This is a genomic window from Leptolyngbya boryana PCC 6306, from assembly GCF_000353285.1.
GTDB classification, from domain to species: domain Bacteria; phylum Cyanobacteriota; class Cyanobacteriia; order Leptolyngbyales; family Leptolyngbyaceae; genus Leptolyngbya; species Leptolyngbya boryana.
Genome location: NZ_KB731324.1, coordinates 4,080,927 through 4,105,994 on the forward strand (window position 1 = coordinate 4,080,927; position 25,068 = coordinate 4,105,994).

The 25,068-nt window shown below is 47.1% G+C and carries 21 protein-coding genes; 13 read left to right on the plus strand and 8 right to left on the minus strand.

The genetic code is table 11. The features are described from left to right. Positions 1-146 precede the first annotated feature (146 nt). The 9 genes from LEPBO_RS0120400 (at position 147) to LEPBO_RS0120445 (ending at position 15,709) form a co-directional block, all read left to right on the plus strand. Positions 147-491, plus strand: coding sequence for a nucleotidyltransferase family protein (locus tag LEPBO_RS0120400; RefSeq protein WP_225903963.1), 345 nt, complete (start codon positions 147-149; stop codon positions 489-491). Continuing rightward, positions 478-837 (plus strand): HepT-like ribonuclease domain-containing protein, encoded by a 360-nt coding sequence (locus tag LEPBO_RS0120405; RefSeq protein ID WP_017289426.1) that lies wholly within the window; start codon positions 478-480, stop codon positions 835-837. Before LEPBO_RS0120400 ends, LEPBO_RS0120405 begins: the two co-directional genes overlap by 14 nt. Before the next feature lie 155 nt (positions 838-992). After that, positions 993-1,664: a hypothetical protein gene (locus tag LEPBO_RS37695; protein ID WP_017289427.1), complete on the plus strand. Its 672-nt coding sequence runs from the start codon at positions 993-995 to the stop codon at positions 1,662-1,664. 46 nt (positions 1,665-1,710) lie between these two features. Further along, positions 1,711-3,999: a Tex family protein gene (locus LEPBO_RS0120415; RefSeq protein ID WP_017289428.1), complete on the plus strand. Its 2,289-nt coding sequence runs from the start codon at positions 1,711-1,713 to the stop codon at positions 3,997-3,999. A gap of 275 nt (positions 4,000-4,274) precedes the next feature. Continuing rightward, the gene (locus tag LEPBO_RS0120420) at positions 4,275-6,149 is read left to right on the plus strand and encodes an AMP-binding protein (RefSeq protein ID WP_017289429.1); all 1,875 of its coding nucleotides are present in this window, start codon (positions 4,275-4,277) and stop codon (positions 6,147-6,149) included. A 13-nt stretch (positions 6,150-6,162) separates the two neighbouring features. Beyond that, positions 6,163-9,462, plus strand: coding sequence for a non-ribosomal peptide synthetase (locus LEPBO_RS37700; RefSeq protein ID WP_017289430.1), 3,300 nt, complete (start codon positions 6,163-6,165; stop codon positions 9,460-9,462). Continuing rightward, positions 9,449-13,483 carry a non-ribosomal peptide synthetase gene (locus LEPBO_RS37705; protein ID WP_017289431.1) on the plus strand — a complete coding sequence of 1,345 codons (4,035 nt, stop codon included), beginning with the start codon at positions 9,449-9,451 and terminating at the stop codon, positions 13,481-13,483. The genes LEPBO_RS37700 and LEPBO_RS37705 overlap by 14 nt, the downstream gene beginning before the upstream one ends. Positions 13,484-13,665: 182 nt before the next feature. Beyond that, the gene (locus tag LEPBO_RS0120440; RefSeq protein WP_239741191.1) at positions 13,666-14,823 is read left to right on the plus strand and encodes an iron-containing redox enzyme family protein; all 1,158 of its coding nucleotides are present in this window, start codon (positions 13,666-13,668) and stop codon (positions 14,821-14,823) included. Positions 14,824-14,983: 160 nt separating this feature from the next. After that, positions 14,984-15,709 carry an SAM-dependent methyltransferase gene (locus tag LEPBO_RS0120445; protein WP_199323791.1) on the plus strand — a complete coding sequence of 242 codons (726 nt, stop codon included), beginning with the start codon at positions 14,984-14,986 and terminating at the stop codon, positions 15,707-15,709. 77 nt (positions 15,710-15,786) lie between these two features. Here the strand turns inward: LEPBO_RS0120445 and LEPBO_RS42980 are convergent, their stop codons facing one another. The 4 genes from LEPBO_RS42980 to def all read right to left on the minus strand — a co-directional run bounded on the left by LEPBO_RS42980 (position 15,787) and on the right by def (position 19,177). After that, positions 15,787-16,719, minus strand: coding sequence for a hypothetical protein (locus LEPBO_RS42980; protein ID WP_017289435.1), 933 nt, complete (start codon positions 16,717-16,719; stop codon positions 15,787-15,789). A gap of 133 nt (positions 16,720-16,852) precedes the next feature. Continuing rightward, positions 16,853-18,202, minus strand: coding sequence for a PrsW family glutamic-type intramembrane protease (locus LEPBO_RS0120455; protein ID WP_017289436.1), 1,350 nt, complete (start codon positions 18,200-18,202; stop codon positions 16,853-16,855). A 150-nt stretch (positions 18,203-18,352) separates the two neighbouring features. Then, positions 18,353-18,556: a hypothetical protein gene (locus LEPBO_RS0120460; protein WP_017289437.1), complete on the minus strand. Its 204-nt coding sequence runs from the start codon at positions 18,554-18,556 to the stop codon at positions 18,353-18,355. Positions 18,557-18,613: 57 nt separating this feature from the next. Further along, positions 18,614-19,177, minus strand: a complete 564-nt coding sequence (def, locus tag LEPBO_RS0120465; RefSeq protein WP_017289438.1) for a peptide deformylase — start codon at positions 19,175-19,177, stop codon at positions 18,614-18,616. Positions 19,178-19,350: 173 nt separating this feature from the next. Between def and LEPBO_RS0120470 the strand changes: the two genes are divergently transcribed. Genes LEPBO_RS0120470 through LEPBO_RS0120480 form a run of 3 tightly spaced genes read left to right on the plus strand, consistent with a single transcriptional unit; the run spans position 19,351 to position 21,693 of the window. After that, complete coding sequence (locus LEPBO_RS0120470; protein WP_017289439.1) at positions 19,351-20,307, plus strand: cell division protein FtsX; 957 nt, start codon at positions 19,351-19,353, stop codon at positions 20,305-20,307. Positions 20,308-20,317: 10 nt separating this feature from the next. Then, positions 20,318-21,124: a DUF3598 family protein gene (locus LEPBO_RS0120475; RefSeq protein WP_017289440.1), complete on the plus strand. Its 807-nt coding sequence runs from the start codon at positions 20,318-20,320 to the stop codon at positions 21,122-21,124. Positions 21,125-21,150: 26 nt separating this feature from the next. Next, on the plus strand, positions 21,151-21,693 hold the full coding sequence (locus LEPBO_RS0120480) for a Uma2 family endonuclease (protein WP_026148788.1): 543 nt from the start codon (positions 21,151-21,153) through the stop codon (positions 21,691-21,693). A gap of 9 nt (positions 21,694-21,702) precedes the next feature. Here LEPBO_RS0120480 and aat read toward each other — a convergent pair whose 3' ends face one another. Further along, on the minus strand, positions 21,703-22,281 hold the full coding sequence (gene aat / locus LEPBO_RS0120485) for a leucyl/phenylalanyl-tRNA--protein transferase (RefSeq protein WP_017289442.1): 579 nt from the start codon (positions 22,279-22,281) through the stop codon (positions 21,703-21,705). A 78-nt stretch (positions 22,282-22,359) separates the two neighbouring features. On the opposite strand from aat, the gene LEPBO_RS0120490 reads away from it, so the two are divergent. Then, entirely contained in the window at positions 22,360-22,689 is a 330-nt protein-coding gene (locus tag LEPBO_RS0120490; protein WP_017289443.1) for a hypothetical protein, read from the plus strand. 66 nt (positions 22,690-22,755) lie between these two features. Here the strand turns inward: LEPBO_RS0120490 and rpsN are convergent, their stop codons facing one another. From rpsN to rseP, 3 genes are all read right to left on the minus strand, one after another. Then, positions 22,756-23,058 carry a 30S ribosomal protein S14 gene (gene rpsN, locus LEPBO_RS0120495; protein ID WP_026148789.1) on the minus strand — a complete coding sequence of 101 codons (303 nt, stop codon included), beginning with the start codon at positions 23,056-23,058 and terminating at the stop codon, positions 22,756-22,758. Between the two features lie 71 nt (positions 23,059-23,129). Next, entirely contained in the window at positions 23,130-23,816 is a 687-nt protein-coding gene (nth, locus tag LEPBO_RS0120500; protein ID WP_017289445.1) for an endonuclease III, read from the minus strand. Next, entirely contained in the window at positions 23,813-24,901 is a 1,089-nt protein-coding gene (gene rseP / locus LEPBO_RS0120505) for an RIP metalloprotease RseP (protein WP_017289446.1), read from the minus strand. Before rseP ends, nth begins: the two co-directional genes overlap by 4 nt. Between the last annotated feature and the right edge of the window lie 167 nt (positions 24,902-25,068).

The following is a 25,068-nucleotide window of genomic DNA, read 5'->3' on the forward strand; positions in this document are numbered from 1 at the left end:
GCCACGATAACAATGCTGCACATTACTCAAAAATCAGGGTCGTGAGACTTTCACTGACTCTTTCCAAAGCTAGCTATGATCTGTAGAACACAGGAGTGGTATTTCACGTCATGACGATGGAGCCAGTTACAACAGCACCAATCGCTTTGCAGACACAACCCATTGCGGAACTGTTGCAAGCGCGTCTGAGAGTAGAGGTGTTAGAGATTAAAGCATTGTGCGATCGTCACCGCATTGCAGAATTTGGGGTGTTTGGATCGGTACTGCGAGATGACTTTCGAGTGACAGGCAACGATCCGAGTGATGTCGATGTTTTAGTGGTGTTTGAAAGAGGTTATCGGCTGTCTTGGAGAGCTTGGCAGAATTTGCAAACTGAGTTGGAGCAGTTGTTTGGGCGGAAAGTGGATTTAGTCCGAAAAGAGCTTTTGACAAATCCTTATCGTCGAGCAGAAATTTTACGCACCTGTCAGATCATTTATGCAAAGTCATGATCGTGATGCTGCGGCACTTTGGGATATAGCTGAAGCAATTCGAGAGATTCAACAGTTTATGGCTGGAGTCTCTGAGATGGAATATCTAGAGACACTATGGTTACGTCGTGTAGTTGAGCGCAATTTTGAAATTTTAGGTGAGGCGGCTCGTCGGGTTTCACCTGAGTTTCAACGGGCACATCCTGACGTAGATTGGGGGAATATGATCGGATTACGGAATATTATTGCTCATCGCTACGAACAGGTTGATCATGAAATTCTGTGGGACATTATGAATACGGTCTTGCCGGAGGTTCTTGTAAACGTAGAGCGTTTTTTGTCGGAATTGCCGGGGCAGTCATCTTAAAGTTTTCTATTGCATTTTTGCGATCGTACGCAAAATCTAGCCTTGTAATTGCACTTTAGCTTTTAACATTTAGTGAACAAACTGATTTGATAGCCGCTACTCAGCAGCAATGTGCCACAATTCTCCTGTATACCTGTGGGGCGAGGACTCTTAGGATGTCGATCTCAAAAATGATGCAGTCTAAAATCACTCGATCGCTGATTACATCGACAGTGATTGGAACTTTAATCGCATTAGCATCACCTGTCAAAGCAGGCGTGCTGGATGACGTATTCATTCGTCCCGGTGTTGATGAAGCCGATTTTGGAGCTTGTGCGCGGGATTTAACGCGTGGAAAAGTCGAAGCTCAAATTGCTGCGGATGCCTGTGCAAAAGCGATCCGTCCCAAAGATTTGGGGATTTGTGTCGATCGTATTACCCGCAATGAAGTGTCCGCCGAGGATGCACTCTCAGTCTGTCGGCAAGTCCGCCGCCCAGTAGAAGCTTCGACCTGTGTTGTCGATATTCGTCGTCGCGCGCCGCAAACTGCTTTGGTCAATGTCTTAAATGGCTGCCGTCAAAGTTTGCTCCCTGCTCGGTTTTCTAATTGTGTCGTCGATTTGAGTCGAGACTTGAAATTGACCACCGAGCAATCGATCTCGGCTTGCATCAGCGCGAGTGATATTACCCGCGATTTGCAGCCGACCGTTTTACCCGGTGCAACGAATACTTCGCCAGTCACATTACCTGCACCCGTTACTCCCTCTCCGGCGCAGCCCTCTCCTGGCGGCAGTACGCCTGCTCCACCCGCAACAACTCCGGGAACTGTGACACCTCAGCGATTCTAAGGTACACTCGGAACTCAGCAGAATTTTTAGCGTGGGTTCCGAGATAATGAATATCCCTCAACTTCTGGCAGAAGAACTCTCACTGCGATCGTTTCAGATTAGCAATGCACTCGAACTGTTTGCAGAAGGGGCAACGGTTCCGTTTATTGCACGGTATCGCAAAGAGCGAACTGGCGAAATGGACGAGGTGCAGTTGCGGGATTTGTTCGATCGCTTTACCTATCTCACCGAATTAGAAGAGCGCAAGAAAACCATTCTCGACTCGATCGAGTCTCAAGGCAAACTCACGGAAGAATTGAAGCTCAAGATCGAAGCCTGTTTGCAGAAGAATGAACTAGAAGATTTGTATCTGCCATATCGTCCGAAGCGCAGAACAAGAGCGACGATCGCACGCGAGAAAGGCTTAGGTGAGTTGGCTGTTTTTATCGCTGCTTTGAATCAGCCCAACGCATCTGTCGCATCCTTAGAAGACGAAGCAAAGCGGTATTTATCTGAAGAAAAAGGCGTTAAAACCATCGAGGAAGCTTTGCAAGGAGCTTCGGATATCTTGGCGGAAGAAGTTGCCGAGAAGGCTGAATTTCGGGCGTATCTGCGCGAGTTTTTCTTGGAGTCTGGAATCTTTGTGTCGCGGATCAAAGATGACTATCCTGAGGGCAGTACAAAGTTTGAAATGTACCGCAACTATCAAGCGAAGATTACTAAGATTGCACCTCATAACCTACTCGCTCTATACCGTGGAGAGGCAGAAGGAATTCTGAGCTTTGATCTCAGCTTTGATGAGGATTCGGTACAGCAGTATCTAGAGTCAGAAACGATTCGGACAAAGGCAAAACCTGTTCGAGAATTTTATCAATCGATGCTCAAAGATGCGTTCAATCGCTTGATGAAAACTTCGATCATTTCAGAAGTACGATCGCAGAAAAAACAAGAAGCCGATATCGAATCGATTAAAACCTTTGAAACTAATTTGCGCGAGTTACTGCTTTCGGCTCCGGCTGGAATGAAGCCAACGCTCGCCGTCGATCCGGGTTTCCGAACAGGCTGCAAAGTTTCAGTCCTGGATCAAACGGGTCAATTTCTCAAATACGAAGCAATCTTTCCACACACTGGGGCTGAGAAGCGCAAGCAAGCAGCCGTGTCTTTGAAGAAGTTGATTGAGCAATATCAAATTGAACTCATTGCGATCGGAAATGGAACTGCGAGCCGCGAAACTGATGAATTTGTCGCAGAAGTTTTAACGACTTTAGAACGCAAGCCGATTAAAGTGATTGTGAATGAATCCGGTGCTTCAATTTATTCAGCAAGTCCAGTTGCGATCGCAGAGTTTCCCGAACTTGATATCACCGTCAGAGGCGCAATTAGCATTGGACGGCGTTTACAAGATCCGTTAGCAGAATTAGTCAAGATTGATCCAAAATCGATCGGAGTCGGACAGTATCAACATGATGTGGATCAAAAGCTACTGAAGAAAAAGCTAGATGAAACGGTTGAAAGTTGCGTAAACTATGTCGGAGTTGACCTCAATACAGCATCGAAAGAGCTATTAATGTTTGTTTCTGGTGTGAGTTCAACGGTTGCAAATAATATTGTGAACTATCGCAATCAGAATGGTGCGTTCAAAGATCGTAAATCATTGCTCAAAGTCCCAAAATTGGGTGCAAAAACCTTTGAACAAGCTGCGGGTTTTCTGAGAATTCGCGACGGTAAAAATCCATTAGACAATACTGCCGTTCACCCAGAAAGCTACGCAATTTTAGAAGCGATCGCTAAAGATCTCAACGTCCCTCTGACTCAAACGGCGCAGATCGCAGCGCAACTTAAAGCGAATTTAAAGAAGTATGTGACAGACGCGATCGGAGAACCGACACTGCGCGACATCGTTGCAGAACTAGAAAAACCTGGACGTGATCCGCGTGCTGAATTTAAGTACGCAACCTTCAAAGAAGGCATCAAAGAAATTTCAGATCTCCGAGTCGGCATGGAACTCGAAGGAATTGTCACCAATGTGGCGAATTTTGGAGCATTTGTTGATATCGGTGTGCATCAGGACGGCTTGATTCACGTGTCGCAAATGAGCGATCGCTTTGTCAGCGATCCGAATCAAATTGTGAAAGTTGGACAGGTTGTAAAAGTGCGCGTTTTAGAAGTGAATGAAGCACTGAAACGAATCAGTTTATCAATGAAGTCAGAAGAACAATCGGGTTCAAAAGCCTCTCAAGCAGTGAAGACCTCAGGACAGAAACAACCCGAACGAAGAACCCCAGAAAAATCGAAATCGCAGCAAAAGCCAGCGTCGTTAGATGATTTGAAGTCAAAGTTTGGTAAGAAGGCTTAGAGAATATTTTGCAGGTAATCGTTGAGACCCATTCACCCATACCGAAATGGGATGCTAGGGCTAACCGTGCGGAGCCTTTTGGAAAAGACTGGATCGCTCAAATCTCTGTTTAGTCTGGTTTATCTGTATATCTGAGATTTTTGAATGCCAAGACATCATGCGTCGCAATTAAGACATGATTTGGCATTCAGATTCGCCGATCGCAATTTCCGGGTCATCTGAGAGTCCGTCAGTATAATATGTTGTCATTTTAACTTCTGTCATGGAGGTTTCTATTGAGATACAGCGATGCGAATCTCACGCTTCATCATCTCGTTGCAGTTCAAGCGGAATGTCAGCCTAGCTCAATCGCGCTTCGATCTGTCTACGAACCTCCGCAATCTGGCTTAACCTATGAAGCCCTCCACAGTCAGATTACAAAAGTTACCCACATCCTCACAGCTCACGGGATTCAGCCCAACGATCGGATTGCAGTTGTGCTACCCAATGGGACGGAAATGGCAGTTGTTTTTCTCGCGATCGCGAGTTGTGCTACCTGTGCGCCGCTGAATCCAAATTATCAACGTGCAGAATTTGATTTCTATTTAGACGACTTGCAAGCAAAAGCACTGATCATTCTCGCCGGACAACCCTCACCCGCACGTTCGAGCGCCCAGGCTCGCAACATTCCAATTCTCGACCTCATTCCAACCTCAGCAGGACAATTTGAGATAGAAGGTCACGCAGTGTGTGATGGACATCCTGAGTTTGCAAAACCTGATGATGTCGCACTGATCCTGCACACCTCAGGCACAACCTCTCGTCCAAAAATGGTTCCTCTCACCCATCGCAACCTATGGACTTCTGCCAACAATGTGGCGACAACTTTGGAATTAACGCCAAGTGATCGCTGTCTGAGTTTAATGCCCCTGTTTCACATTCATGGATTGGTCGGCGTATTACTTGCGTCGATCGCAGCAGGTGGGCAAGTGATTTGTACACCGGGATTTCAAGCCACTCGATTTTTTGACTGGTTTGAAACTTTTCAGCCGACTTGGTACAGTGCAGTTCCTACTATTCATCAAGCCATTTTGGCTCAAGCCGAACAACAGCGCGATCGACTTGAGCATTCGGCTCTGCGTTTGATTCGTTCTTCTTCTGCTGCACTCCCCACTCAGGTCAAAAATTTACTAGAAACAACCTTTCAGGTTCCTGTCATCGAAGCGTATGGCATGACCGAAGCAGCCCATCAAATGACCAGTAATCTGCTGTCACCTAGCGATCGTAAAGCTGGCTCGGTCGGAAAAGCGATCGGGCTAGAGGTTGCGATCATGGATGAAACAGGACAATTGCTTCAACCGAGTGCGATCGGGGAAGTTGTGATTCGAGGTGCAAATGTCACATCTGGATATGAACAGAATCCAGATGCGACAGCAAAAGCATTTACGCAGGGATGGTTTAGAACTGGAGATCAAGGATACTTCGACTCTGATGGTTTTTTATTCCTGCAAGGACGCTTAAAAGAAATCATCAATCGCGGCGGAGAAAAGATTGCACCCTTAGAAATTGATGCCGTGCTGATGGACATTCCAGAAGTCTTTCAAGCTGTGACATTTGCAGTTCCGCATCCGACTCTGGGTGAAGATGTTGCAGCCGCAGTCGTCCTACATCCGGGAGCCAATTTGAGTGCAGTAGAGATTCGCAAAATCTTGTTCCAAAAGGTTGCAGATTTCAAAGTTCCAAGTCAAGTCGTGATGGTCGATGCTATTCCTACAGGCGCAACTGGAAAGCTACAACGGATCGGGTTGTTTGAAAAGCTCGTTGATCAATTGAAACCTGTGTTTGTCGCTCCTCAAACTGAGTCTGAGCAGAAACTTGCTGCTATTTGGGCTGAAGTTTTAGGAACGGACTGTAACATCGGACGACACGACAATTTCTTTGCCTTAGGAGGAGATTCACTCAAAGCAACTCAAATCATCGTGCGGATTACTCAGATCTTCGAGATTGAGATGCCATTGGTCGCCTTATTTCAATCTCCAACTCTCATGGAGCAAGCGGAAAGAATTGATGCCTTATGTGCGGAGTCTAGCACGCTAATGTCGCTGTTCAATCAATTGCAGGATCGACCAGAAGCGGAACGCCTAGCACTAATCGAGAACCTATCATTGTAAAAGTCCCAGACCTATGAAAGATCTTGCCCAACGCCTTGCCAACCTATCTCCCGCACAGCGCACGCTCCTGCAACAAAAACTTCAGCAACAGGAACAGAGCGCTAAACCTGCAACTATTCCCCATCGCGATCCAGCACAGCCCATTCCACTTTCGTTCACACAGCAGCGATTGTGGTTCTTGGCACAGTTAGAGCCAGAGAGTCCGGTATATAACATTGCTGATGCGGTGCGAGTGCAAGGACAGTTGAACGTTGAGGTGTTGCAACAGGCATTAAGCGCGATCGCACAACGGCACGAAATTCTACGAACCACAATTGGACTGAACAATGGCGAACCTGTGCAGATTGTATGCGACCCCGCGATCGAGTTTGCTGAAATTGATTTGCGATCTCAGCTTGAGTCTGAGCGGGAAATTGCCTGCCAACAGCACATTCAGCAAGTGATCTGCCAACCGTTTGATCTGGCTGAAAAACCGTTATGGCGAATGGTTTTACTGCGGCTCGATCAAGCTGAATCTGTGCTTTTACTTGTTCAGCATCATTTGATCTCTGATGGGTGGTCAGTCGGGATTTTTTGGCAAGAGTTGGGTGAACTCTACGAAGCACTTTTACATCAATATCCCTCATCGCTTGCTGAATTACCGATTCAGTATGGAGATTTTGCAGTCTGGCAACACCAGCAATTTGAAACGGGAAAATTGCGATCGCAGTTTGAGTATTGGACAAAGCAATTGGGTGGAACAATTCCAATGTTGGAGCTACCCACAGATCACGCCCGTCCAGCCGTGCAAACCTTCACAGGCGCACACTACCGTTTCACAGTGCCAGAGGCGTTAACCACAACATTGATTCAACTCGCGCAGCAAGAGCAAGCCACTTTGTTTATGGTACTCTTAGCAGCGTTTAACACGTTACTTTATCGCTATACGCAGCAAGAAGACCTTTGGATTGGAACCCCGATCGCGAATCGAAATCGGATCGAGACTGAACCCTTGATTGGTTTTTTTGCCAATACGCTCGTGCTGAGATCAGATCTGAGTGGGCAACCGACGTTTCGCACTTTGGTCAAACGCGTGCGAGACATGGCATTAGATGCTTACAGCCATCAGAATTTTCCGTTTGAGAAACTAGTACAAGCTTTGCAGCCTGAGCGGAGTCTAAGTCAAAATCCTCTGTTCCAAACGATGTTTGCACTGCGAAACCTACCCGAAAAAGTGCAACCTCTTTCTGGACTGGAATTGCACCCCATGTCTCTAGACAGAGAGATCGCTAAGTTTGATCTGACATTGGAAATGAGCCAAGTCGATCGACAGTTACAGGCAAAGTTTGAGTACAACACAGACTTATTTGCGCCAGAAACGATCGAGCGCATGAGCGGGCATTTACTCACATTACTTTCCGGGATTGTTCAGAATTGCGATCGCACGTTATCAGAACTGCCTTTACTCACAGAAACCGAACGGTATCAGTCTTTAATCGAATGGAATAAGACTGAGAGCGATTATCCAGATTGTTGTATCCATCAATTATTTGAAGCTCAAGTTGAGAAAACACCCGATGCGATCGCCGTTGAATTTGAAGCTCAAACTCTGACCTATCGAGAACTCAATCAACGCGCCAATCAACTTGCCCATCACTTGCAACTCTTGGGAGTGGTTCCGAATCAATTTGTCGGATTGTGTGTCGATCGCTCACTCGACATGATTGTTGGAATGCTAGGAATTCTCAAAGCAGGGGGAGCTTATGTGCCGCTCGATCCAACTTATCCGCGATCGCGACTCGCTTTAATGTTAGAGGACGCACAACTCTCGATTTTAGTCACGCAATCTTGGCACGTTGAAGCTTTTGATGCGTATCCCGTTCACCTTATTTGCCTCGATCAACCCCGTGAGATTCTGAGTTCAGACAATCTTAGAGTCACGACAGCCACAGCTGATCGAGCCTACCTCCTCTATACATCTGGCTCAACTGGAAAGCCTAAAGGAGCCGTTATTGCTCATCAATCTCTGGTCAATGCAGTTTGGGCAGGACAGAGATTTTTTTCCCTCACTCCCAACGATACTTGGGTCGCAGTTGCGTCTTTTTGCTTTGATGTAGCTGCTTTTGAACTGTACTCGCCTTTAATTGCAGGCGCAAAACTCGTCATTGCTGCACAAGATGTCGTGCGAGATGGCAAGCGTCTTGCTGCATTAATGCAGTCGAGCGGGGCAACGATCGCAAATTTTACGCCTGCAACCTGGCAAATCTTACTTGGATCTCAATGGCAGAGCCAGCCTCACTTGAAAATCCTCTGTGGTGGAGAAGCCTTATCTAAAGATCTCGCGAGTCGTCTTCTCGCTCAGAGTGATTGTGTTTGGAATCTCTACGGCCCAACCGAAACCACCATTTATTCCACCCTCTATCGAGTGAGAACGGCTGAAAAATCACCTGCAATTGGTCGCCCGATCGCGAATACGCAGCTCTATGTTCTTGATCGACATTTACAACCGTTGCCGATTGGCGTTCCTGGTGAACTGCACATTGGTGGGGATGGCTTAGCGATCGCTTATCTTAATCGTCCAGATCTCACCACGGAACGGTTTATTCCCATTCCACCCAGTTTGCAAGACATTGCCAAAGGAACCCGATTATACAAAACGGGCGATCTAGTGCGGTACCTCCCGGACGGCAATGTTGAGTACTTAGGTCGGATCGATCATCAGGTGAAAATTCGCGGATTTCGGATCGAGCTAGGTGAGATTGAATCTGTACTCATGGAGCAAGACGCAGTACAAATCGCTGTCGCAATCGTACGAGAAGATCAAGCTCACGAAAAAACGCTCGTTGCCTACGTCGGACTTGCTCAGCCTGTGGATGTCGCTGAGTTGCGATCGTTTCTGAAATCAAAGTTACCGGATTACATGATCCCGAACGCGATCGTGGTTCTCGACACCTTGCCGCTCACTCCGACGGGGAAAATTGATCGGCGATCGCTTCCGGCTCCAACGAAGCAGCTAGAGAGTGATGCCGCTTTACCACGCACGCCGATCGAAGCCAAGCTTGCAGAGATCTGGCAACAGGTACTTGGACTCAGAGAAATCAGCGTCAATGATAATTTCTTTGAGTTAGGAGGACACTCCTTGATGGCGACTCGAATCATCACCCGCATTGATGCTGAGTTGCAAATCAATTTGCCGCTCCGTTGCTTGTTTGAATCACCGACGATCGCAGAGCTAGCGATCGCCATCACTCAACAGCAGCTTGAAACATTAGAGGACGAAGAGTTACTTCAACTGCTCAATCTACTTGAGGACGGATCTGATGCGGTCAACTGATTTACTCAACCAGCGATTGGCGCAACTCTCGCCCGAAAAACGTGCCTTACTTGAAGCACAGCTTCTCAAAAAACAGCAAAAACCTGCGAGTCCTCAAATTCCAAAGCGATCGCAGCAATCCCCCTGTGCGCTTTCTTTTGCTCAACAACGGCTCTGGTTTCTCGCGCAACTGCAACCGGAGAGTGCGATTTACAATATTCCGATCGCACTTCACTTTCCATCTGAACTAGATCTTTCTGCCCTACAGCAAGCGCTCAATACGATCGTGGAGCGTCATGAAGTCCTCCGTACCACATTTGATCTGATTGCAGATGAACCTGTTCAGGTGATTCATCCGCCGCGTCCTGTAAATCTCGTCATCATTGATTTGGAGCAGAAAAGTGAACTTCAGCGATCGTTGACTCGAGCGGCTCAGCAATCATTTGATCTGCGTCAGGATTTGATGCTCAAAGTTACGCTATTTCGTCTTCCCGATGGTGAACAAGCTTTACTCTTATTGCTCCATCACATTGCTTCAGATGGTTGGTCAGGGAACATTCTCCTGCGCGAAATCGATGCCTACTATACTGCGTTTACAGCGGGTAATCCGATCTCACTCCCTAGACTGCCGATCCAATATGCTGATTTTGCTCAATGGCAAAGACAATGGCTCAGCGGCGACGTTTTAACCCAACAGCTTGATTACTGGAAGCAACGCTTAGCCGGAGAATTGCCCGTTCTAGAACTTTCCAACTGTTTTACAAAGGCAACCCCAAGTTGTTCAACAGTTCAAACTGATGCAGGTGAAAGATATTCTCTAACTCTCTCCAAAACACTCACTCAAGCCATTCAGCAATTCGCGCAGCAAGAAAAAGTAACTCTATTTATGATGTTACTAACTGCTTTCAAAACATTGCTATACCGCTATACTCAGCAAGAAGATATGCTGATTGGCTCTGCGATCGCGAATCGGAAATGGGTTGATGTTGAAGGCTTAATTGGTTTTTTCGTCAATACACTTGTCCTTCGGACAGATTTGAGCGGTCAACCCACATTTCGATCGCTCTTGAGTCGAGTGCGTGATGTTGTTCTCTCTGCTTACGAACATCAAGATTTGCCCTTTGAGAAGCTCGTTGAAGAACTGCAACCAGAACGCCGCTTGAATCAGAATCCTTTAGTTCAAGTCATGTTTGTGCTGCAAAATGCATCTGATTCGTCTCTGAGCATTGCCAATTCAACTCCGATTTTGATCGACACGGCAACGGCTAAATTCGATCTGGTGCTGTCTTGTACCGAAAACACTCAAGGATTAAAAGTTTCATGGCTCTATCGCACAGAGGTTTTTGAACGCAGCACGATCGAACAAATAAGCCAGCACTTTGAAATTCTTCTCAATGGAATCATCGAAGCACCGGATCAGTCGATCGCAACACTCCCAATTCTTACACTTTCTGAAAAACAGCAGTTCCTAGACTGGAATCAAACCCATACAGACTATCCTCGAACGACTTGCATTCATCAACAGTTTGAAGCTCAAGTCGAACAAACTCCTGACGCGATCGCACTCGTCATGGACGAGCAGCGCTACAGCTATCGCGAACTTAATCAGCAAGCGAATCAACTTGCACACTATTTGAGAACTTTAGACGTTCAACCTAATCAAGCGATCGCAGTTCACTTAGAGCGATCGCCCAAGCTGATCATTGCGCTGCTGGCAATTCTCAAAGCAGGAGGGGCTTATCTCCCACTCGATCCCACTTATCCAGTCGATCGCCTGAGCTACATGCTCGAAGATACCCAAGCTCGCATTCTTCTGCATGAGAGTAAATCAATCTTTCCGGCAGCATTCTCGAACTGCCAAGTGATCAATCTTGATGCGCTCCAGCTAGAGAACATTCCGGAGAATCTCGCTCCTGTCAATACTGCACAGGATTTGGCTTACATCCTTTACACCTCTGGTTCTACTGGCAATCCCAAAGGTGTGATGGTTCCACATCGTGCAGTCATGCGATTAGTCCTGAATACGAATTATGTCGATTTACAAGCTTCAGATGTGATCGCTCAGGTTTCAAATTGTTCGTTTGATGCCGCTACGTTTGAAATCTGGGGTGCTTTACTCAATGGCACAACCCTCGCGATCGTACCCAAAGCTGTTCTTCTCTCGCCTAACGAATTTGCAGCAGCATTGCAGACTCACTCGATTCGAGTGTTGTTTCTCACCACTGCATTGTTTCATCAACTCGCTCAGCATGTTCCTACTGCATTCCAAACTCTGCGATATCTACTTGTAGGTGGAGAAGTAACTGATCCACAGTGGGTCAATCAAGTGTTCGAGTGCGGCGCACCTGAGCAATTTTTACATGTGTATGGACCGACGGAAAACACGACTTTTTCTTCCTGGTATCGCGTTGAGCAAGTTTCCTCAACGCTGCCAATTGGTCGCCCGATCGCAAATACGCAAATCTTTTTACTCGATCGCCATCTTCAACCCGTTCCAGTTGGGATTCCCGGTGAAATTTGTCTCGCGGGAGATGGATTAGCATTGGGCTATCTCCATCGTCCCGATGCTTCACAGTTTGTTTCGACTCAAATTGATGGAGTTCCAGCCCAACTGTATCGAACGGGCGATCGAGCGCGCTATCTGCCGAATGGCAATCTAGACTTTTTAGGACGATTCGACCATCAAATTAAGCTGCGGGGATTTCGGATCGAGTTGGGGGAAATTGAGACAGCACTCAGACAGCATCCTGATGTGCAAGATGCGATCGTTGTCATCGAGCACACTGACACTCAAGACAAATCCTTGCAGGCTTATCTCACATCTACGCAAGTGATTGCTCCGAAAGCATTACGGCAGTTTCTTCAACAAACTCTGCCCGATTATATGCTGCCACAGGCATTCCATGTTCTAGAAGCTTTCCCACTCACCCCCAATGGTAAAGTCGATCGCGCGAAACTCCACCATTTCAAGTCATCTGAAAACCTTTCTGATAGTGCAAATCCGAATTTAGTCACCAGTCCTTTAGAAACACAACTGCTCCAGATTTGGCAGAGCGTTTCAGGAATGCAGTCACTTAGCACAGATGATAATTTCTTTGAGATTGGCGGTCACTCGCTCTTAGCTGTGCGGCTTCAAAGCGCGATCGAACAACTGATCGGCAGAAAACTCCCCTTATTTGCCGTATTTCAAGCGCCAACAGTCAAGCAAATGGCGCAGCGATTAGAGCAAGAGCAAATCAAGCTTGATGCTGCCCAAACTCAACTGCGATCGCTATTTTGGTATTCTCAGCATCCGACTGAAGCCGCTGCACTCACTCAGCATCTTGGAGCAGATCAACCTTTGATTTATCTAGATACTGGACTATTGGAGGTTCTAGAACCTGCCGAACACATTCGCGATCGAGCAAAGCTTTGTCTTGCGGAACTCAAAAGACTTCAGCCTCAAGGCCCCTATCTACTAGGGGGGTTTTGTATGGGCGGGTTGGTCGCGTTTGAAACAGCCCTCCAACTTCAAGCTCAAGGCGAGGAAGTTGCATTCCTCGCGTTAGCAGAAAGCTGGTTAGCTTCACAGATGCAACGCCAGAGACCCAAACCTCTCCCAGAACTGCCTGTGATTCGGACGCTGTACTTCCATTCTCAGAAATTAATCGGGTTGAAGCCGTCTGATCGGCTCGACTATGTTGTGAACGAGATTAAGCGAGTTCCTTCTCTCATCGATCGCCTGCTTGCCTCAATCAAGCGGGTGTTCAAGCCAGAGTCGCCAGCACAGCAGGCACAACGAGAATGGATGTTTCGAGGAGGGGAGGCTGTTCACAGTTATATTCCATCCTGCGCTTATCCGGGTCGGATCTATTTCTACTTCAGTCAGATCACAGATGAATCTAAGTCACTGATTGAACAATCTGGGTGGGAAAAGTTTGTCTCTGATCAGATTGAAGTTGAGGTGTTTGCCGGAGATCATCATAGTATTATGCGAGAACCTGATGTGCAAAGGCTGGCAGAAGCGATTAAAGCGACGATCGATTCACTCGAGCTTACTTAGAGGGTTTTATACTCTTGAAACATCCTCTTAAAAGATCTTTTAAAGGTATAAATTGAGTATTGATAGGCTTTTCGACTGCTATCAATACTCAATTTCCCTCGGTCAGGATCAAGTTGAAAACCCCTCTCAAGAAAGATTTACCCTCTATCTTGGGAGGATGAATCTTTTTGTTCAAATCAATCATGATGAGAGCGAAAATAGTTGATTCAGAGAAATACATGCAGGGCAGTTTAGTTACGCCTCCGTCGGCGCAAGTGTTACTACCAGACGAGATCGAGGCAGATGTCAAAAGCAATCCATACTATAAAGCTGAAAAGACGTTAAGCAATTTGATCGAAGTTGAGAACTTAGATCAACGATTGAACTTATTTGATTCTCAAGTTCGGTACTTTGAAACTGCGCTCAATTCAGCAATCAAAGAAGCCTATCAGCAATCACAAAGTAGCGATGCGGCGCATCTATTTTTGCAGCGCGTTCTCTATCGAATTAATCGCTTAAATTTATTCTGGTATGACGACTTAACGCATTATACAAACGAGCGATCGCTCTATCTCCAAAAAATTCGCAATCAGATCGAAACGGCTTGGCAAGACTGGGAATTAGCACACCTTAGTGTTGAGGCGTACCACGATATTGATATCAAACAGGCATTGCTCGATCGCTATGCTGCCGATCTCGATCCGACCTTATCAGAAGATGCACTCTACCTGCGTAAGCACATGCCCTTTGAAGGGTATCGCTATCTCCTAGCGATCACTTCTTTTGATGGCTTAGTCGAAGCAAGTCGGCTCTCCCGGATTCTTGGGGGTGCTGCCAACGAAGTGCAAGCAACTTTAACCAAGGTATTACTGGAAGAGTACGGGAATGGTCGTCTCGCTCGCAAGCATTCGACTTTCTTTGCACAAATGATGACTGAGTTGCGCTTGAGTACTCAGCCTGAAGTTTACTTTGATCTCGTTCCGTGGCAAGCACTCGCAACCACGAATCACAACTTTCTCCTGACCGAGTGTAAGCGGCATTTTCTCAGATACAACGGTGGATTAGCCTACTTTGAAGTAGCAGGTCCTTCAGCGTATCGAAACTATCTCGCAGCAGCACAGCGGTTAGAGCTATCCGATGGTGCAATGGGATATTGGGATCTCCATATCCGAGAAGATGAACGGCACGGACGCTGGATGATCGAAAACGTGACGTTGCCGCTTGTAGACATGTACCCCGAACAAGCATGGCAGCTAGTCTTGGGATACGACCAAGAGAAATTGATGGGCGATCGAGCGGGAGCAGCGATCGTCAACACAATTCGCCATGGGGTTCAAACAGCGTCACTTCCCACCATTTGATAGGGAGCGGATCTAGGAGTTAGTCAAATTGAGAAAGATAGAGGGATAGGGAGATAGGGAGATGGGAAGCAAGAACCACTTCTACCTTTCTCCCTATGCCCCTATTCCCCTATCTCCCCACCATTTTTCACAGCAATTTGCAACAAACGAGGATAATATCTTGACTGGAACACTTATACGCAATATCACAGCACCCGAAGTCTTCTTCTGTCCTGAAGAGTCTCATTTTTATTCGCATTGTCTAGAGCGATTGGTTTTTTCTCAATGTACAGACTGCGATTTGATTGTTGAATTTGGTGCAGGTGATGGCAGTCCGGTAATTAATTCATTGATGCGATCGCACTTCCAGAGTGAGATTCATGGGTTTGAATTAAACTCAGCAGCTTATGAGGTTGCCAAATCTAGAGTTGATCAATGTAACTTGCAGGACAAGTACATTTTGCACAATCAGTCTTTCTTTGACTTTGCTTCAACAGATGCAAACTATTTGATTGCGAACCCGCCTTACATCCCCGCTCCTGACAACAAGATTCGGATGCCTTTACTGCATGGCGGAACAGATGGTGCAACCATTACCAATCGATTGCTCACTTTAGACTATCCAAACGTGATGCTATTGATATCGAGCTATTCAAACCCAATCGAAACATTACAATGGGCAGCAGGCCAAGGCTATACCGTTGCAGATTTTATGGTCACTCCGTTAAAGTTTGGCTGCTATAGTTCTGAGCCAAAAGTGAAAAAGTGGATTGGACAACTACGCGAGCAAGGACAAGCCTTCTATTCTCAAAATATTTACTTCCTCGCAGGCGTATTGTTCAAGCATTCCAGCTTTGGAACTCCCGATCTCTCCAACGAACTCATGCAAGTCATGACCGCGCTCTAACCATCACGGCGATTTAAACAGCAAAAAACTCCGAGTTTTGGAAGAGACCCGGAGTTTCTTACTGTTCTGAACCAAACCTAGAAGCCAGCAAAGTTATAGCCAACTCCAAGCATAATGCCAACGGCTGCTTGTCCTGTTACAGAAGCATTCACTGCAGCAGTCGCTGTGAACTGAGAAGAAATGGGAACATCAACCCCACCCGTCAACAGCAGTCCAACACTGCCGCGATCGCCTGTTGAAATTGCTGCACCCACACCCAAATAAGGAGCCGCTGAAAATCCTAATCCCTCTGTCGGACCCTCGCCAAAGCTAAAGTCATAGGTCACAGGAATCAAAATTGCAACATCATCATTAAACAGGACAGAGGGGCGAACTGAGAAATTGCGAGTCAAGCCAATTTTGCTAATGACAGCAAAGCTTCCTTGCCCTAGCGAAATATCACCATCGCCAATCCCAATGTTGCCACCAACTCCAACATAGCTCGAACCTGAGCGAGTCGCTCGACCCGGAACGAATTCTTGAGTCGGAATCGTAGTGGGTGTTGGTGTTGTCGTTCCTGGCGTACTATCCGGCGTAATCGGGGTTGTACCGGGGGTTGTGCTAGGGGTTGTCGTATCTGGCGTAACTGGGGTTGTGCCAGGGGTGAAGGTATCTGGCGTAGTCGGGGTTGTCGTGTTCGGTGTGATCGGGGTTGTATTTTGCGGAGTGACAGGCGTTGTATTGCTCGGTGTCACATCTGCGGGGTTGGTTTCAGTCCCAGAAGGTGTACTTCCGGGCACTGCACGACCCGGAGCGATTTCACTGGGAGTAGAAGGTGTCGTTTGAGCGACGGTGAGTCGCCCCGTTTGTAGATCCGCCAATTCATTCACGTCGATCGACGGTTGACCTAAGAGAGCAGCCCCGTTCGAGGTGACCGGCTTTTCATTAGCATTCGCCTTGAGTTCGCCTGAAAAAAATGCGATCGAGATAAACGTCAGTGGTAAAAGCAGTTTGAGTTTTAAGGAAGTCATAGTCGAATGGAAACATCTATATGTGTGTTCAGGCAGTATCTATGCCTGCCATTCGAGCGTAATCATTGCACTATGAAATCACGTCCTTCTCAAGGCTCAGGGAGTCTCTATCTGAGGTGCGATTTTTCTGTTGTCACGATTTTAGGCGAGTTGCAAAGTTTTGCGATCGCGTTGGTGATAAAGTTCGAGCTTTCAGAATTGCCGCTGCCAAAAACGCATAGGACAACATTCCAACTAACGCTAATAAAATCTCACTCACGCTTCCCATGACATTCCAAAGTGCATGTAGCGCCGAAGCCGTGAAATATCCAATCAATAAAATCAGCCCACTCTGCCGAGGCTTCAATACCGCAAGTCCAATAAAATAGCCGAAATATCCGCTATACGCCATATGCCCCGAAATCGAACCGAGCAATCTTGGGATCAAAACTTGTAAGCCTCGAAGCTGATCCCATCCGCCTTCTTGTCCGAGTTGCAGAGAGGTCGATTCGATCATTCCGGGCACATACTGCCCTAACGTTTCTACCAGGGTAAATCCAACTGCCGAAGCCGCCCCTAAAAGAATTCCATCCAATGGCTCCCAAATTCCAACGCGATCGTTCCAAGGCGCAGGCAAAAATCGCCCGATCGCAAACAAAACTGCGATCGGAATCACTTTCAGCAATTCTTCCATCAACCCTGCACCAAAGAACATGCGGATAAACAGCGTCAACGGATTAATCAATTCTCCAGGCGCGGTCACTTGTCCAGGTAAGACCGATCTAAAAAATTCTGCAAACAGTAGCAGCACTGGACTCCGCAGTAAGAAGTAAGTGCCCATTGCCGCAATCACCATCACCCACCACGGTTTTCGCTTTCCACATAGTCGATAGACGAAGTACAGTCCAACGAGTGCAATGTATCCCGCTAACAAGCGATTGAACAAAATCGGTTGTCCAACAGCAACAAATAGCGACACCACAAATCCGATTGTGACAATACCCGGAACTAAGAACGCCTTGCTGGTTAAATCTCGTCCGGTTGAAACAATTGGGAAAAGCTGCGTCAACGTGACTGATTCACGAGCGGGCGGGACGACTGCACCGCGTTCCGTTACCGCCGCACGACTAGTATTGAAATCTGCTAGATATTCAAAAATATATTCAGGTCCATCGTTTCCCAATGAAATACGATCGCCCGATCGCAAAATTTGGCATCCCCGCAATCGCTTGCCGTTCAGGTAAGTTCCATTCGAGCTATTGAGATCGCAGACCCACCAGGTCGGGCGGTCTGCATCTTCGATTTGTTCTGAAGGACGAACCTCTGCATGACGACGCGAGACCGACCCAAATAAAACTGGATCGACGGCAATTTGGCAACGAGGATCGCGTCCGATCACAGTCGTGTCGTCGATCGACAAAGCGTGAACAATTAATTTTGGATCAGAACTATTGCCGATCGACAGTTGTCGGAGGCAAGCTATGGGACTAATTTCGCCCGTCATAGAAGGGAGTGGAACAAGGGGTGTTCGCTAGAGAAAAATAGGAGATAAATGAAATTGTAGGTAGAACTCTAGCGCAACATTCTATACCTATCTTCAGGGATCTATCACGTTTAGCTAGAACAAACAGGAAATCCCTAAAAATCTTTAAAATTACTGATTATTTGCTCTCGCATCTGCGACCGCTGCTAGAAAGCAAATGACAGTTAACGGCGCACTGACTGCCAAAATGATACCTGTAACCAGCGTGCCGTATTCAGGATTACCTGAAGTCAGTTCAAAAACGCAGCCCACTGCTGCGATCGCCGCAACACAAGAACCGCCTAGCAGAATGCCGCTCTTAGGAGTCATGATCATAATATCAATTCCTTAAATGATTAAAAAACCGCCAGAATTGACTGACGGTAACAACCATTATCCGATGTGGCGGACATCGCTTGCCGAGAAGCCGCGTTTTTTCAATTCTTGATTCAGCGCAATTTGATTTTCCACGCGATCGACAAACAATACGCCATTCAAGTGATCGATTTCATGTTGAATCGCGCGAGACAATAATCCATCCGCTTGCAAGGTTCGCATCCGACCCGTTTCATCTTTGAAAGACACTTCGATCATTTCAGAACGTTCGACATCCAGATAAACACCCGGAATGCTGAGACAGCCTTCTTGACCAGAACAGGTTTCTTTACCGAATTTCTTAATCACCGGATTAATCAAGACCAGCGGCACAGCTTCAGGTTTATCGGGGTCGATATCAATGACAACGATTTGCTTGTGGATACCAACTTGCGGTGCAGCCAACCCGATCCCATCCTCGCTATACATCGTTTGCAGCATTTGGCGCACGATCGTACGGATTTCATCGTCTACCTTAGCGACTCGTTTTGCAGGCTGACGCAACACGCGATCGCCCATATGGTGCATCTGTAAGGGCGGATTTTCTAACTTTTTCTTCTCAACTAGAACTGAGGAGGGCATGGGATGTTTCACCTAAAAATCTGATCGAAGGTCGGAGTGATTCCGTGTTGGTTCTATTTTAGCGTCAGTTTGATGAATTTGCTGGCTTGGGTGTGCGCAAGTTCATCTCGCTAAAATCCCCCAAAACTAGGAAGTTTCAGTTGAAAACATCTCGCATCCCACGGCAATTTCGGATGCCCGATTCAATTGAGCAGGCTACAAGGGTCTTCGCACTGAAAGAGAGACATGGCGCGATGCGGTTCTTCACAAAGTTAGAGTATTTGCTGCGGGAAACGTTTTTAGGATTGCGACGTGGAGGCTGGATGAATTGGGCAGCGGTCAGTATGGTGACTGTGCTGCTGTTTTTGTTCGGAATGAGTTTACAGGCTTCTTGGCAACTAGAGAGTTTATTAACTCAGTTTGGTAGCCAGCTTGAAGTGTCAGCCTATCTCGAAACCGGGGTGTCAGCAGATGTGTTGCGATCGACTGTTGAGAGATTTCCTGAAGTTGCGTCAGTTGAGGATGTGACGAAGGAAGAAGCTTGGAGCCGATTGGTAAAAGAACTCGGCTTATCGAATTTGCGAGATGCAACGCAGCAGCTTGAAGGCAACCCACTGGTCGATGAATTGAAAGTGAAAGCGAGATCGTCGGACGTGGTTCCGGTTCTAGCCGAGAAATTAAAAAAAGTTCGCGGAGTCGATGAAGTGCAGTACGTGAGTGAAGCCGTGCAGCGGATTGCTCAACTCAACACCGGATTTAATCGAGTCAGTACGGCGATCGTGGGACTACTCACTGCAACTGCGATCGCCGTGATCAATACGACGATTCGATTTATCGTGGTCGCACGTCGGAAAGAAATCGAGATTATGCAATTAGTTGGCGCAACTCGAAGCTGGATTTATTTGCCATTTTTGGCGCAGGGAGTCGCATTTGGGATTTTTGGCTCGGCGATCGCATTTGCTCTAATTCAAGCCATTCAAAAACTGATTCGCAATCAACTGAGTGGACAAGCTGAGTTTGTCCAATTTCTGACGACGGGAGCCACTCGACCGATCGATTTAATTGCGCTACCTTTAATTTTGCTGACGTTTGGTGGACTCGTTGGACTCCTAGGTAGTATCTTCGCGGTGCGGCGATTTGCAAAAATTTAGGAGCGATTGAATGAAGTCTCAATGGGACTGTTTGCTGGAAAATCTAGGCAGTTGGCATGGATCATTTACTAGATTTTCGCCATCTGGGGAGTTGATTGAAGACGTTCCTTCGATCGTGTCTTTCACGGGACTCAATGACAATCAAACGATGCGGCAAATTGTCCGCCTAGAGCCAGCAAACCAGCCCGTGAGCGAGAAAGTTCTGGAATACAGTTCTCTCGGTCGAAATATTCTGTTCTTTGAGAACGGAGCGTTTTCGCTCGGCTCCATTCAGCGCGCGCCCTTTTCCGAATTTGGGGCAGAGTTGGGATTGATTCATGGCGATCGTCGATTGCGCTTAGTTCAACTCTTTGACAAACAATCGCAGCTTTCTGGACTGACGCTGATTCGCGAAAAGCTTGCAGAATCCGAGACTCCAGAACGTCCGCCCCTTCAAGTTGAAGATTTGATCGGAACTTGGAAAGGCGAAGCAACGACGATTTATCCAGATTGGCGATCTCCTGATACTTACACAACAGATTTGAAGGTTTGGCGAGACGGCGATCGCTTGAATCAAGAATTACAGTTCGGGCGCACGATCACAACCAGTGCCTTAATTGAAGGAACGATTCTCAAGTTTGACAGTGGCAGTCAGATTGTCATGCTCCCTGATGGAGCTTCTTCCAATTGCCCAACCGAAGTGAAGTCAGGATATCCCTTTGTTTTAGAAGTAGGTTGGTTATTGCAGCCCGATCTGCGTCAGCGTTTGATGCGAAGCTACAGCCATAAAGGGGAATGGGTCAGCCTCACCTTAGTCACAGAGCAGAAAATTAGCTGATAATTGAAGAAACTCTAAAAACAGTTATGGCACTTACCGTTAAGGATTTAGAAGTACTCCAGAAGCACTGCCCTGACTATCGAATGGAGCTAGTGAATGGAGAAATTATTGTTATGAGTCCTTCAGGTTACGAATCTGATGAAGTTGCAGCCGAAATGATCCGGCAGCTTGGCAATTGGGTCAGACCCAGAAAACTCGGAAGAGTTACAGCTTCGAGTGCGGGTTTTACCCTGCCGAATTCTGACACCCGCGCTCCAGACGCTTCATTTGTTCAAGCCGAGCGATTACGCCGCAGTCCTCAGAAATTTGCTGAAATCACTCCCGATCTCACCGTCGAAGTCAAATCGCCAAGTGATAGTGTTTCAGGACTCAGAAAAAAAATCGATGACTTTCTCAACCTCGGAACTAGAGTCGGACTCTTGATCAATCCCGAAAAAGAATGGGTTGAAATTCGTCGCAGTAATCAAGAAGCGATCGTCCTTCACAATGGCGATATCATCACCGTCCCCGAACTTCTCCCCGGTTGGGAAGTCAAAGTCGAAGATCTTTGGTCACCCAAATTTGATTAAATCGCTGGATTAAATCAGCGAACACTCTCTCTCCAAAGCCTGCCGCAACAGATCCTTGTAGCCGCGATTATTAATCACATAAGCGCCAAATCGTTCTAGATGCGGATTCATCATCTGAGCATCAAATAACACAAAATTCCGCGCTCTCAAGTGTTCAACCAGCTTCACCATCGCCACTTTCGAGCCATCTGGAATCCGAAAAAACATCGACTCCCCAATAAACGCCCCTCTCAGAGCTAAGCCTAAAATTCCGCCTGCTAACTTGCCATCTTGCCAAGTTTCAAAGCTATGCGCCCATCCCTCCTGATGGAGCGTCCAATAGATTTCTTTCAAATCATTAGAAATCCAAGTCGTTTCGCGATTGGCACATCCCTCTACGACTTCCATAAATGCTTTGTTAATCTCAACTGTGAAGCGATTCTGATTCAATACCCGCCGCAGCGACTTGGGATATCTAAATTGATCGTCGAGGGGAATTAGAGTCCGTTCGCGGCTGGTATACCAAGCTAAATCTTTACCTGACTCATCAGACATTAAAAAATAGCCTTGAGCATAGCCTTCGAGAATCGAGGACACATCGACTTGCATAACCTGGCTCCGGGGAGGCTTTGAAATAAAGAATCTACGATATAGTTTGAATTATCTTGTTAGTCTGGGGAACGCACAATGGTCGAACCCATTCCACCAATCACATTACCGCCTGCAAAACATCCGGAGCAGGAGGCGGTTTGGCTACAAGCGAAATTGCAACAGTGGCTCGATGAAGAGTTTCTTCCAGAACCCGCAAATCATCGAATTGCAGAACGCGCCGCTCAAATTTATATGCGTCAACGCATGGAAGACGAAAACGATCTCGGATCGCTGGTGATCGCGATTATTTCAGAGATGCAGGCGTATGATTTTTCTGACAGTTTTTATGGTGAATTTGCGATCGCCAACGCAGTGAGTGATCTGTTAATGGATAGCTTAGGCATCGATCGCTGTTGCGGACAATAGAATTTCGGATTTTGGACTGCAAGCCTGTGATCTTACGACATCCAAAATCCAAACTCTAAACTCGTCTTACCAACTTGACTTAACCACACCCGGCAACAATCCCGCGTGTGCCATTTCGCGAATGCAGTGGCGTGACAGCCCGAAATCACGATAAACGCCTCTCGGACGACCGGTTGCCCAGCAGCGATTCCGCACCCGAACTTTTGCACTGTTGCGGGGAAGCTGTTGAATTTTGCGGTGAATCTCCAGCTTTTCAGATTGAGACGTAGCTGCCGCAAACTGCTCTTTCAAAGCTGCACGCTTTTCGGCGTACTTCTCAACGAGACGTTCGCGCTTTCTCTCGCGCTCAACCATGCTCTTCTTAGCCATGAATGAATTTTGAACCCTTTGATAAAAGACACTATTTTTGATTCTACTCAATAATGCTCGTTTCTAGTGAGTCAATTTCTAGATAAATTCGCAACCTTCTTCGCGGGCTGCCCAACATGGGCGGAAGGGCAGATATCGACGAGAACACAGCGATCGCATTGCGGACTGCGCGCATTACAAACGGCACGCCCATGATAAACCAAGCGGATCGACCAATTCTCCCAATCGGGTTGGGGTAATAGTTTCATCAAATCCTGCTCAATTTTGACGGGTTCTGTATGTTTGGTTAACCCGAATCGATACGATAATCGCTTCACGTGGGTATCGACCGTTACGCCCAGATTTACACCAAAGGCATGAGCCGAAACCACGTTTGCCGTTTTGCGGGCAACCCCAGGCAGGCTCGTCAAATCTTTCATGGAGCGCGGAACTTCTCCCCCGAATTTTTCCATGATCATTTGACAAGCTGCTTGGATATTTTTGGCTTTGTTGCGATAAAAGCCCGTCGATCGCACTAAGGTTTCTAACTCAGAAACGTCAGCGCCTGCCAATGCCGCCGCATCAGGAAAACGGCGAAACAAGGCAGGCGTTACGGTATTGACTCGTTCATCGGTGCATTGAGCCGCAAGGATCGTTGCTACCATCAGTTGAACCGGAGTTTCATAATCTAAAGTACAAGGAGCTTCTGGGTAAAGCTGTTTGAGCCGCGCCAGAATTTCTAAGGCTCGTTGTTTTTTTGCGGAAATTCGACTTGTCACTGTGGAATGAGATTCACCGTGTCACGGATGATCAGAAAAACGCCTAATCCCAGTAATAGCACTAATCCGGTCTGCATTACGCCGTCTTGGATTTTGGAAGGAACGGGTTTTCCTCGCAGTCCTTCGACGAGCAGAAACGCCAGTTGACCGCCATCTAATGCAGGCAGAGGCAAGATGTTAATAATCGCCAAGTTAATGCTGATCAGAGCCGTGAAGTTGAACAAACTCGCAAAATCGGTTTGGGCAATTCTCGCTCCGGTTGCCACGATCGCGACTGGTCCTGCGACTTGCTCAGCGGTATTTCTAAAATTGCTCAGGAGTTGTCCAAATCCGCCAACGGTCAAGACCACAATGCGCTGAAACTCATTTGATGCCATTGTGAAAACCGCGATCGGGTTAGACGGATGTTTGTAATAAACAACCTTCCCGTTCGGCTGCGTCTTGAAATGCGGCTGTAATTTGACTCCAATTTTGCCTTTCCCGCTTTCATCTTTGGGAGTCAAAGTGACGTTAACGGGCTGTCCTTTCCGCTCGATCGAGAGTTGCAGTGGTGTTCCTGGACTCGATTCGATCGTTTGCCGCAACGTATTCATTGCCGTTTCCGATGCACCGAGAGGCTTGCCATTAATAGCGGTGACGACATCCCCGTTTTGCACACCTGCTGCGGCTGCAACACCTTCAGCGATCGCTTCTGGCACGATTACGCCAGGATTGTAGTCGATCGTCGGCAGTCCGACGAATGCCATCTGTCCGACCAGGATGAAATACGCAAAAACGAGGTTTGCGATTACCCCTGCGCTGATCACAATTGCGCGATCGAGCACCGGACGATTTTTTAACAAATTCGGATCATTGGGCGGAATAGTGCTGTCTGGATCATCATCGGGAAAGCCAACAAATCCGCCCAGTGGCAAAGCCCTGAGTGCATATTCTGTCTGCTCGCCTTGATATTTCCACAGAATCGGACCAAATCCGATCGAGAATCGATTCGCGTAGATACCTTGAAGTCTTGCTGCAAGGAAGTGACCGAGTTCATGAACAAAAATCAGAACCGCTAAAAGAAGGATTACCGCCAGAACAGACATAAGCAGTGAGATTAAGCCACGATGAGATACGTTCTCTCTATTCTAAAGGGTTAATCTTGTCGTCATGGAGTCTGCGTCAAGAAATCCGATAAAAGGAGTAGATGAGTCATGCAAAAGAATCGCGATCGTACGTCTCCCCCATCTCCCCACTCCCCGCAAAATCAATA